Raw genomic sequence first — 11,119 nt, 5'->3', positions numbered from 1 at the left:
GCTCGAGCACACACCGCTTGCGGAGGCCTGCCACCGATCAGCCGAGTGACACCAACGTCATGACCGGGTACACCTAGACGCCGCCACCGCCCCCTCCGCCGCCACCGCCGCCAGACGACCCGCCGCCGCCCGAGCCGCCCGACGAGCTCGTGCCCGAGTAGCTGGAGGACAGCGTCGAGCTGACCGACCCCACGCCGGCGGCGAAGGATCCGACGCTGAAGGGGCGAGCACCGCGGTACCAGGGGGGCGACTCTCCCTCGGCGTAGAACGACCCCAGCTCGCTGGCCCACTCTTTCTCGTGACCGAACAGGACCGCCCAGGGCAGTAGCCGCTCCGTGAGTTTCAGCCGCGCCGCGCGGTCGCTCGGGTCGATCGGCTCGCGCAGTGCACCCTGCGGCGACTGCAGCACGCGCATGCGATCGGCCTCGGCAAGACGGATGTACTGGTCGAGCCCGGTGAGGTGGTCGTTCACCTCGGCCCCGGCCGCGCTGAGCGGTTGGCGTGCCAACAGGCCCGCGGTGATGACCGCGGCGACGATGACCCCACCGAGCACGAGAATCATCCAGTCGGCGTCGCGCCCCTCATCGGCGAGACCGGCAAGCGCAACGAACGCCGCAAACACCAGCAGGAACGCGGCGGCGCTCGGCAAAACGCTGGCGAGCGGCGGCACGTGTTTCTTCCAGTGGCGCCTGTTGGCGTTGTCGATCGCCACGTCGGACAGCAGGCGCGTGAGCTTGGCACTCAGCGTCGTTGAGGAGGCCTTGAGGTCGTGCACGGCTCCGGGACGCAGCTCGTCGCCGAAGAAGTAGCGCAGCATGCGCAGTTCTCGCTCGGTTGCGCCGTCTGCGCTCTGCAGCTGCAGTCGCCACGTGTCGCGACCGAGCCGCACACGGTGCTCGATGATGGTGATCATGCGCCGAACGGCGAAGTCGACCAGCTGGCTGGCGATGGCGCGATTGCGGCGATGACGCAGCACGGCCGCCTCCATGAGCGTCACGCCCTTCGGAGGCAGATATTCGACGACGATGACCGGTCGGCCCGGCTCGTCGCGCAGGAGGGTCGAGCGCACGCTGATGGCGATGATGACACAGCCGAGGGAAAGCAGCGCGACGAGCAGCAGGCCCCAGCCGGCCGGGCTCGCGAGGGGCGACGGGTTGAACAGGGTGAACGTGCCGGGGGTGAAACCGATCGCGACGGTGACGTTCTCGAACGCGCCCAGCGGTCGGGTCGACGCGACCGTGATGGTGTCGCCGTCGACGGTGATGTCGCACCACTCGGACGATCCGGCGACGCCCTGGTAGCAGAATGCCCCGCCGGTGAGGCGTTCAGCGAGGCCGGGGCCAAGTCGCACCGTGCCGCGCACCTCGCCGAAGGGCTGGCGCCAGTCGGTGCCGTTGAGGTTCCAGTAGAACTCTTCGGCTCCGGTGTTGGTGAACGCGTCGACGGTATCTCGCTGGACGTACGTGATCACGTAGGTCTGCACGCCGCGCACGAACTGGCCCTCGGGAACGGCGGAGACGACGCTCGTCACTCCGCCATCGCTCTCGACGAAGAACGATCGGGATGCCCCGCGCTCGTCGGTCACCGACAGCACCTCGAGCTCGGTCGTGCGCCCCTGATATGTCGCCGGCAGCGTGCGGCGAATGCCCCGGTTCTGATCGACATTGGGAAAGCGCGCGACGAGGGTCTCGGTCGTCACGAGCGTCGCCCGCCCCTCGTCGTCGCGGTCGAGCACGTACTCGGCCTCGAATGAGTCGAACACGAAGTTGTCGACGTTCGCGTGGGCGGCGGGGGCGCTGCCCGGCAGGGCGCCGAGCGGTGCGGCCACGCCGAACAGGATCGCCGTGACGAGACCCAGCAGTGCGACGATGGGGCGCATGACCTCGACGGTATCGCCTGAGTGCCGCGACGACGAGAGGGCGGTCGCGCGTCTGCAAGAGCTGGTGCGCATCCCGACAATCTCACGACACCCGGACGGGCCGGGCCCGCGCCGCGATCCTGAGCCGTTCGAGCGCTTCATCGACGCGCTCCCCTCGTTGTACCCGCGCGTGCATGAGCGGCTGACCCGCGAGCGCATCGGGGAGGCGGCCCTGCTGTATCGCTGGGCCGGCAGCGACCCCGCCGGCGCGTCAACGCCGACGGTGCTGATGGCCCATTACGACGTGGTTCCCGCCACCGACGAGGGGTGGGAGCATCCCCCCTTCGCCGGCGTCATCACCGAGACCGGGCCCGACGGCGACGAGCCCGTGCTGTGGGGCCGAGGCACGATCGACGACAAGGGATGCGCGGCCGCCATTCTCGAGGCCGTCGAGCGTTTGCTGGCCGCCGGCATCACCCCGCGGCACGACGTGCTCGTCAGCCTCGGCGACGACGAGGAGGTCACCGGGCGCGGCGCTCGCGCCATCGTGAACACGCTCCGTGAGCGCGGCATACGCCCCTCCCTCGTGCTCGACGAGGGCGGAGCGATCGTCTCGGGCGCGTTCCCGGGAGTCGACGAGCCATACGCGGTGGTCGGCGTCACCGAGAAGGGCATCACGACTCTGCGTCTGACCGTCGACCAGCAGGGCGGCCACGCGGCCAGTCCCCCGCCTTTTTCGGCGCCCGAGCGGCTCGCTCGGGCGATCCTGCGGCTCAATGCCCGCCCCGCGCGGGCGCGCCTGGACGCCACGACGCGGCTCATGATTCGCACGCTCGGCGAACGGGCGCGGCCCCCACTGCGTTTCGTGTTCCGGCGGGTGGGGCTGTTCGCGCCCCTGCTCCTGCGCGTTTTCCTGCGCACGAGCCCCGAGACCCGGGCCCTCGTGCGCACGACCCGGGCCGTGACCGAGTTGCGCGCCGGACACGCCGCCAACGCGCTCGCCGAAAGCGCCGAGGCGACGGTCAACGTGCGCATCGCTCCTGGCACCTCCGTCGCTGAGGCGGTCTCCGAGGTGACGGCAGCCATCGCCGACCCGCTCGTCGCCGTGGAGGTTCTCGAGCCGAGCGAACCCTCGCCCGTGTCGCCGGCCTCCGGAGAGGGCTGGGAGGCGATCGTTCAGGCGGTGCGCGACGTGCATCCGGGCCTTGCCGTGGCCCCGTACGTCATGATGCAGGCGAGCGACAGCCGCTGGTTCACTGCCATCAGCGACCACGTCTACCGGTTTGCGCCGTTTCGCATGACGGCGGCCGAGCGGGCGTGTCTGCACGCGAAGAACGAGCGCATTCGTGTCTCGGCGTTTCTCGAGGGCGTGCGCGTTTACGAGGCGCTGCTGCGCCGTCGGTAGCCGCGGGTCGACGTCAGCGGCCGAGCCAGTCGGCCCAGTGGTTCATGCCGCGCGGGTCATCCGTCACGATCACGTCGACTCCGGCTTGGCGCGCCTTCTGCCACAGGGTCGGCGTGTTCAGGGTGTACACGATGACCGTCACCCCCGCCTGCTGCAGCTGCGGCACCATGCGGGGCGACAGGTCGATCGAACGCATGCTCGTCACGACGACGGAGGCGTCGTAGGCGGCGACCAGCCCGAGCGGCGAGGCCGGCAGTACCCGCATCGTCAGCGCGCGCTGCAGGTGCGGTGCGGCCTTCTGCAGCGCGATCATGGTGCGCGCCTCGAAACTCGACACGACGGTGCGTTCCCCAATGCCGAGCTCGTCGATGACGGCGATTACCGAGGCGACCTCTTCCTCGCGCCAGGTCCCCTTGAACTCGACAAGGGCCGTGGTCGAGACGCCGACGAAGGGCTCGAGTGCCTCGCGCGCCGTCGGCACGGGCGTGCCACGCCAGGCGTCGCCGAACCACGAGCCGGCGTCGAGCTGCTGTACCTGGTCGAGGGTGAGCTGGTTCACCGGCCCGACGCCGTCGGTCGTGCGGTCAACCATGGCGTCGTGCATGAGCACGGCGTGCCCGTCGGCCGTCAGGTGAAGGTCGAACTCGACGATGTCGGCCCCGCCGTTGATGCCGGCGACGATCGCGGGAAGGGTGTTTTCGGGCGCGGCCACCGGGTCACCGCGGTGGGCGGCGGTGAGCGGCACCCCCTCGTTCATGGCCTGCGCGTAGGCCGGAATCGCGGCGTACGCCGTCGCTGCCGTGTAGTCGATCGACATCACACCGACGAGCGCGGCGGTCACCGCCACGGTCGTCGACACGCGCCGGAACGAGTAGCGGTGACCTCGGCAAAATCGGCGGGACGGGGTCTCGGAAAGTGCCACGAAACCTCCCTCTGCTCGGGTCACCGCGTCGGTGCGGTGCCGACCAGCCTACGGGGTTCCGTTACCGTTCCGTGACCATATGCGCCATCGGGACCGCCGATTCTCAGCCCCCTTTCGGGGGCGGAACGATCCCGCGAACGCGAACGCGGCGACGAAACCGGCGCCGAGCATCCCCGCCGTCGCGCCGACCGCGACCGGGAGCTCACTGGCCGTCAGCGAGGCAGCATTCGACAGCGGGATGCCCGTGCTCGCGTCGTCGACGACCGGTGCGCTCGGCGACGGGCGCGGCGCCTTGTCGGGCATCGCGGCGGCAGCGTCGGCCTGCGCCTCGGGGCTGGCCTCCGGCTCCGGAGTGGGCTCCGGTTCTGGCTCTGGGTCGGATTCTGGCTGCGGTTCCGGCGCCACCTCGGGGGCGGGCGCGGGAGGAGGCGGCGCCTGAGCGGGAGCAGGAGCGGGTGCCGGGTTGCTCGGCGGGGGCGCTGGGGCGGTCGGCGGGGCCGCGGGCGCCGGAGCCGGAACGCTCGAGCCATACTTCGCAAACACCTGAACACCCCAGGTCGTGCCGCCGGCCTGGATAAACGCGACGCCGACGTCGGTGAAGTCGCCCAGCATGTTCGCTCGGTGACCGGGGGAACCCCACCAGCCGTCGTGCATGGCGGCACCCGTCGGGAAGCCCTGCGCGACGTTCTCCGCGGCACGACTCCAGCCGCTGGGTATCTGCGTGCTGTAGTTCGGGTTGTGGTACATCCGCCCGTCAGCCGCCATCTGGTTCGCCCAGTTCAGCGCGACCTGGTCGAGCGCGGCGTTCCGCGCCAACGGGCCGAGCCCCGAGCCTCCCCGTGCCTGATTCAGCAGAGAGTAAATGGTTCCCGCCTCGCTCGCGTGAGCGGGCGTCGCCGCTCCCGGCGCGACGATCAGCGCCGCCGCGAGCAGTAGCCCAGCGAGCGACGCCAGCACCCCCCGTGCGGCCCCCACGGGGTCTATTGTGCGCGAATCTCCGCCCGGGCGCGAGACAATTTCTCGGCCTCGCGCGCCATGCCCGCGGCCATGCCCGGGAAGATGACGCCGTGGAACGGGATGATGACGCCCCAGTAGAGGCGCCCGCCAAGCCCCGAGGGGAAGAACACGGCGCGCTGCTCGAGGTGCGAGCCGCCACCCTCGCGGGGGCTCACACGGAACTCAAGCCAGGCGCGACCGGGCAACTTCATCTCGGCGCGGAGGCGGAGGAACGTGCCGCGGTCGAGTTGCTCGACGCGCCAGAAGTCGAGCGCGTCGCCCGGCTGCAGCCGTTCCGGGTCGAGCCGGCCGCGGCGAAGGCCCACTCCCCCGACCAGCTTGTCCAGCCAGCCTCGTGCCGCCCACGCCACCGGCAGCGAGTACCAGCCGTTGTCGCCGCCGATACCCTCCACGACGCGCCAGAGGTCGGCGGGGCTTGCCTCGCTCGTCGCCTCGCGCCGGTCGACGAACACGGTCGCGCCGCTCCACTCGGGGTCACTGGGGAGCCGGTCGGCCGGCGCCTCGGCCACCGCCGCATTGCGCCAGCTGGTCTCCACCTCGCCCTCGCGCATCTTCGCCAGGGCGTAGCGCACCGCCTGGCGGTACCCCGTCAGCCCACCCTCGGGCGGAGGAATGTACTGATCGATGTCGCGCTCGCTGCACACCGCGTCGTACTGCAGAGACGAGATGATCGGCACGGCCAGCGACCGCGGGATCGGGGTGACAAGGTTCACCCACTGGCTCGCCAGGTACGGCGTCAACACCGGAAGGCTCGCGATGGGGCGCTGCTTGAGACCGGCCTCGACCGCGTAGCCGTTCATCATCTGCCCGTAGCGCAAGACATCGGGCCCGCCGATGTCGAAGGTGCGGTTGACCTCGCTCGGCAGGCTCGCCGCACCGATCAGGTAGTGCAGCACGTCACGCACCGCGATCGGCTGGATGAAGTTGCGCACCCACTTCGGCGCCGGCATGTACGGCAGCACCTCGGTGAGGTGGCGAATCATCTCGAAGCTCGCCGAGCCCGACCCGATCACCACCCCCGCCTGCAGCGCCGCCGTCGGAACACCGCTGTCGAGCAGGATCTGCCCCACCTCTGCGCGGCTGCGCAGGTGCCGCGACAGCGGCCCATCGGGGTGCAGCCCGCCGAGGTACACGATGCGGCCCACGCCCGCCTCGCGCGCCGCGCGCGCGACCGTGCGGGCGATGCGGTGTTCGAGCTGTTCGAAGTCGCGACCCGAGGTCATCGAGTGCACGAGGTAGTAGAGCACCTCGATTCCCTCGAGTGCGGTGCGCACGTCGTCGGGATTGCGCAGGTCCCCCGTCGCGACCTCGACGTCGGCGCTCCACGGCACGTCGCGCAGCCGCTCCGCGTCCCGCACGAACACGCGAACCGTGTGGCCCGCCGCGACCAGACGCGGCACGAGTCGGCCGCCGATGTACCCGGTCGCCCCGGTGACGAGGATGCGCATGGCCCGAACGCTAGCCCCGCCTCCTGAATGCGCCCCGCGCATCCCTCGATCAGCCTGCCGGCGCCGAGCCTAGGCTGATCGCGTGCAGTTGAGCTCGACGATCGCCACCTGGTACCGCGAGAACGCCCGTGACCTGCCGTGGCGTCGCCTCGGGTTCAGCCCGTGGGGCGTGCTCGTGAGCGAGATCATGCTGCAGCAGACGCCGGTCGCGCGCGTGATCCCGCGGCTGGAGCAGTGGCTCGCCCGGTGGCCGACGCCGGACGCGCTCGCAGCCGACTCGCCCGCCGAGGCGGTGCGCGCCTGGGACCGTCTCGGCTACCCCCGGCGCGCCCTCAACCTGCACGCCGCGGCGACAGCGATCGCCGAACGGCACGGTGGCGAGGTACCCGCCGACGTCGACGCGCTGCTCGCCCTCCCCGGAATCGGCGACTACACGGCGCGCGCGGTCGCCTGCTTCGCCTTCGGGATGCGCGTGCCGGTCGTCGACGTCAACACGCGTCGCGTCATCGCGCGCGCCGTGCACGGCCGCGGCGAGGCCGGCCCCGCCCGCACCCGATCCGACCTCGCAGACATGGAGGCGCTGCTGCCAGACGACTCCGACGCCGCGCACGACGTGAACGCCGGCGCGATGGAGCTCGGGCAGACGGTGTGCACCGCCCGATCGCCACGCTGCGACGCCTGCCCCATCGCCGAGCTGTGTGCGTGGCGGGCGAACGGCTATCCCGCGTACGACGGCCCCCGCGCACCGCGCCAGGCACGCTTTGAGGGCAGCGATCGGCAGGTGCGCGGAATCATCATGCGCGCGTTGCGGGGCAGCGAGATGCCCGTGACGCACGACGCCGTGGCGACGCTCTGGCCCGACGCCGTGCAGCGCGAACGCGCGCTCGCGGGTCTCGTCACCGACGGGCTCGCGGTCGGCGACCCCGAGCGGGGCTATCAGCTTCCTGGCGGGTGAGCCGAGCATCCTGGTTGATCGGTAAGAATAGAGTCGTCCCCGTCACAAAGGAGTCACTCGATGAGCATGGATGCAGAGCACACCGGCGCCGAACCGCGGCCGGGCCTGATCGAAAAGGCTGGCGTTGCCCTGTTCACCGCCATCGCGGGGTTGTCGATCGTCGCGGGCATCGTTCTGATCGGAGTGTCGATCTTCAACACGGGCGCGATCGACCTCGGCGGCCACTCGTAAGCGCAGGCCGCGCTACTCGTCGTCGTCGGCCTCGCGAGGCTTGACGTACGGGTCTTCGTCACCCGCGTACTGGGCGCTCTTCGCCTCTTCCTCGGTGCGGGCGTCGCGCTCGCGCGCCTCCCGCAGGAGGTTCTCGATCGCGGCCGCGTTCTCGGGCACACCGTCGGCGATGAACTCGATCGTTGGCGTCAGGCGCGTGTTGAGGTTCTTGCCGACCTCCGTGCGCAGCATGCCCGTGGCCGCTTTCAACGCCGCCGCCGAATCTGCGCGCTCGTCGTCGGTGCCGTACACCGTGTAGAAGATGCTGGCGTGCTGGAGGTCGCCGGTCACGCGCACCTCGGTGATGGTGACGAAGCCGAGGCGCGGGTCGCGCAGGCCCCGCTCGAGTCGCGTAGCGATGACCTCGTGAATGCGGTCGGCGACCTTCCGGGCGCGGGGGTTGTCACTCATGGCGTCCCACCTTCTGTGTTTCGTGGTGCGTGTATTTCTGGTGCTGAACGGGCCCCGAGCCCCGCGCGGATGCACGGGGCCGGGGCCCGCGGGAAGCATCGCGGGGTCTAGACCCGCGGCTTCTCCTTCATCTCGATCGTCTCGATCTCATCGCCGATCTGGATGTCGTTGTACTTGCCGAGGCCGATACCGCACTCGAAGTCGGTCTTGACCTCGGTGACATCGTCCTTGAACCGGCGCAGCGACTCGATGGCGAGCCCGTCGGCGATCACGACACCCTCGCGGATGACGCGCGCCTTGGCGTTGCGCGTGATCGTGCCGCTGCGCACGATGACACCGGCGATGTTCCCGAACTTGGAGGAGCGGAACACCTCGCGGATCTCGGCCACACCCGACTGCACCTCTTCGAACTCGGGCTTCAGCATGCCCTTCAGCGAGTTCTCGATCTCCTCGAGTGCCGAGTAGATCACCGAGTAGAAGCGGATGTCGACGCCCTCACGCTGGGCACGCTCGCGCGCCTTCGTGTCGGGGCGCACGTTGAAGCCGACGATGATCGCGTTGTCGATCGTCGCGAGGTTCACGTCGCTCTCGGTCACGGCACCCACACCGCGGTGGATGATGCGCAGCTGAACGCTCTCGTCGACCTCGATCTTGAGCAGCGCCTCTTCGAGCGCCTCGACGGCACCCGAGACGTCGCCCTTGAGGATGAGGTTGAGCGATTCGACCTTGCCGTCTTCCAGCGCCTTCGTGAAGTCTTCGAGGCTGATGCGCTTGCGGGCCTTGGCCAGCATGGCGTTGCGCTCGGCGGCCTCACGCTTTTCGGCGATCTGACGAGCAGTGCGGTCATCGTCGGTGACGATGAACGTGTCGCCAGCGCGCGGCACGGTCGACAGACCCTGCACGGCAACCGGACGCGACGGGTAGGCCTCCTCGACCCGCTCGCCGTTCTCGTCGGTCATCGCACGCACGCGGCCGTAGGCCGTTCCGGCGACAATCGCGTCGCCAACGCGCAGCGTTCCGGCCTGGATGAGCACGGTGGCGACGGCGCCGCGACCCTTGTCGAGCTTCGCCTCGATCGCGGTACCGCGAGCCAGACGGTTCGGGTTCGCGCGCAGGTCGAGCCCGGCATCTGCCGTCAGCAGAACGGCGTCGAGCAGCTCGGTGATGCCCTTCTTCTGCAGCGCGGAGACGTCGATGAACATGACGTCGCCGCCATACTCTTCGGCGACGAGCCCGTACTCGGTCAGCTGCTGGCGCACCTTCGCGGGGTTCGCGCCCTCCTTGTCGACCTTGTTGACCGCGACCACGATCGGCACACCCGCCGCCTGGGCGTGGTTCAGGGCCTCCACCGTCTGCGGCATGATGCCGTCGTCGGCGGCGACCACGAGGATCGCCACGTCGGTCACCTGCGCACCACGGGCACGCATGGCGGTGAACGCCTCGTGACCCGGGGTGTCGATGAAGGTGATGGCGCGCTCGATGTCTTCGTGCTCGGTCCAGACCTGGTAGGCACCGATGTGCTGCGTGATGCCACCGGCTTCACCCGCGACGACGTTCGCCTCGCGGATGGCGTCGAGCAGCTTCGTCTTACCGTGGTCGACGTGGCCCATGACCGTGACCACGGGCGGACGGATGACGAGGTCGTCTTCGTCATCGACCTCGTCGAGATCGATGTCGAAGGCCTCAAGGAGTTCTTTGTCTTCGTCTTCCGGCGAGACAATTTCGATCTTCCAACCGAGTTCTTCGCCGAGCACCTCGAAGGTGGCGCCGTCGAGCGACTCGGTCGCCGTTGCCATTTCGCCGAGGTGGAACAGCACGGTGACGAGGTTGCCGGGAGGGCAGCTCATGCCACTGACCGACTCCAACTTGTCGGCGAAGTCGGTGATGGATGCTCCCTGACGCAGACGGATGACCGTCTTGCCGTCGCCACGGGGAACGCTAACGCCGCCAACCGTCGGCGCCTCGCGCATCTCAAACTCTTGCCGCTTCGTGCGCTTCGACTTGCGGGCGCGGCTCTTGCCGCCACCACGACCGAACGCACCAGCGGTGCCACCGCCGGGACCGCGACCACGGCCACCGCCGCGGAAACCGCCGCCGCCGCCGGGACCTCCCGGGCCACCGGCACCGCCGGGACGGAATCCACCGGCACCGGGCGCCGGACGGGCGCCGCCACCCTGACGGGTCTGGAACGGCGCGTTGCCGCGGCCAGGCGCACCCTGACGGGGAGCACCGGGACGCGGAGCTCCGGGACGCGGAGCGCCAGGACGGGGCGGGCGCGGGATCGCGCCGCCGGCGCCACCGGGGCGGGGCATGCCCTGTGAGGACGAGAAGGGGTTGTTGCCCGGGCGCGGGGTGCCGGGGCGGGCCATTCCCTGCGTCGAGCTGAACGGGTTGTTGCCGGGCCGCGGGCCGCCCGGAGTTGCGGGCTTCGCGGCAGCAGGCTTCTGCTCGTCGGCCGCAGCAGCGGCGGCGGGAGCCTCCGGCGCCGCAGGGGCAGCCGGGGCGGGCGCGGCGGGCGCGGCCTCGGGCTCGGCAGCGGCGGGCGCTTCCGGTGCCGGCGCCGGGGCGGGCGCGGGCTTCGGCGCCGCCTTCGGGGCAGGCTTCTTCGCCGCGGGCTTCTCGTCCGCGACGGGCTTCGCGCCGTCAGCTTCGAGCGCGGCGCGCAGCTTGCGCGCGACGGGCGGCTCGATGGTCGATGACGGGCCCTTGACGAACTCGCCCAGCTCTTTCAGCTTCTCCAGCGCGTCTTTACTCGATACTCCGAACTCGCTGGCGATTTCGTGTACGCGTGGTTTTCCAGCCACTTCTCTCCTGTCTGGGTCTGCACCCGGAC

9 protein-coding genes are annotated in these 11,119 nt (G+C 70.3%); 3 read left to right on the top strand and 6 right to left on the bottom strand.

Features of this window, described 5'->3' with window-relative positions; all coding sequences use genetic code 11:
* Positions 1-73 precede the first annotated feature (73 nt).
* Complete coding sequence (locus ACK4SC_RS08185; protein WP_409616935.1) at positions 74-1,879, bottom strand: DUF2207 family protein; 1,806 nt, start codon at positions 1,877-1,879, stop codon at positions 74-76.
* Here ACK4SC_RS08185 and ACK4SC_RS08180 point away from each other — a divergent pair.
* Positions 1,878-3,263, top strand: coding sequence for a M20/M25/M40 family metallo-hydrolase (locus tag ACK4SC_RS08180; protein ID WP_409616934.1), 1,386 nt, complete (start codon positions 1,878-1,880; stop codon positions 3,261-3,263). The two genes, ACK4SC_RS08185 and ACK4SC_RS08180, sit on opposite strands and share 2 nt — an antisense overlap.
* 13 nt (positions 3,264-3,276) lie before the next feature.
* Here the strand turns inward: ACK4SC_RS08180 and ACK4SC_RS08175 are convergent, their stop codons facing one another.
* From ACK4SC_RS08175 to ACK4SC_RS08165, 3 genes are all read right to left on the bottom strand, one after another.
* Positions 3,277-4,122, bottom strand: coding sequence for a glycerophosphodiester phosphodiesterase (locus ACK4SC_RS08175; RefSeq protein ID WP_409616932.1), 846 nt, complete (start codon positions 4,120-4,122; stop codon positions 3,277-3,279).
* A 111-nt stretch (positions 4,123-4,233) separates the two neighbouring features.
* A complete protein-coding gene (locus tag ACK4SC_RS08170; RefSeq protein WP_409616930.1) occupies positions 4,234-5,160 on the bottom strand; it encodes a CAP domain-containing protein in 927 nt (308 codons plus the stop codon).
* 5 nt (positions 5,161-5,165) lie between these two features.
* Positions 5,166-6,650: an SDR family oxidoreductase gene (locus ACK4SC_RS08165; RefSeq protein ID WP_409616928.1), complete on the bottom strand. Its 1,485-nt coding sequence runs from the start codon at positions 6,648-6,650 to the stop codon at positions 5,166-5,168.
* A gap of 82 nt (positions 6,651-6,732) precedes the next feature.
* Here ACK4SC_RS08165 and ACK4SC_RS08160 point away from each other — a divergent pair, with 82 nt between their 5' ends.
* Together ACK4SC_RS08160 and ACK4SC_RS08155 are read left to right on the top strand one after the other, a co-directional pair.
* On the top strand, positions 6,733-7,605 hold the full coding sequence (locus ACK4SC_RS08160; RefSeq protein ID WP_409616926.1) for an A/G-specific adenine glycosylase: 873 nt from the start codon (positions 6,733-6,735) through the stop codon (positions 7,603-7,605).
* A gap of 60 nt (positions 7,606-7,665) precedes the next feature.
* The gene (locus tag ACK4SC_RS08155; protein ID WP_409616924.1) at positions 7,666-7,836 is read left to right on the top strand and encodes a hypothetical protein; all 171 of its coding nucleotides are present in this window, start codon (positions 7,666-7,668) and stop codon (positions 7,834-7,836) included.
* 12 nt (positions 7,837-7,848) lie between these two features.
* Here ACK4SC_RS08155 and rbfA read toward each other — a convergent pair whose 3' ends face one another.
* Together rbfA and infB are read right to left on the bottom strand one after the other, a co-directional pair.
* A complete protein-coding gene (gene rbfA, locus ACK4SC_RS08150; protein ID WP_409616922.1) occupies positions 7,849-8,286 on the bottom strand; it encodes a 30S ribosome-binding factor RbfA in 438 nt (145 codons plus the stop codon).
* 107 nt (positions 8,287-8,393) lie between these two features.
* Positions 8,394-11,090: a translation initiation factor IF-2 gene (gene infB / locus ACK4SC_RS08145; RefSeq protein ID WP_409616920.1), complete on the bottom strand. Its 2,697-nt coding sequence runs from the start codon at positions 11,088-11,090 to the stop codon at positions 8,394-8,396.
* Positions 11,091-11,119: the final 29 nt, after the last annotated feature.

Origin of the sequence: Microcella sp. (genome assembly GCF_046293215.1) — a bacterium.
Taxonomy (GTDB): domain Bacteria; phylum Actinomycetota; class Actinomycetes; order Actinomycetales; family Microbacteriaceae; genus Microcella.
The sequence above is the reverse complement of the archived record's forward strand: the minus strand, read 5'-3'. Positions and strand labels throughout refer to the sequence as shown.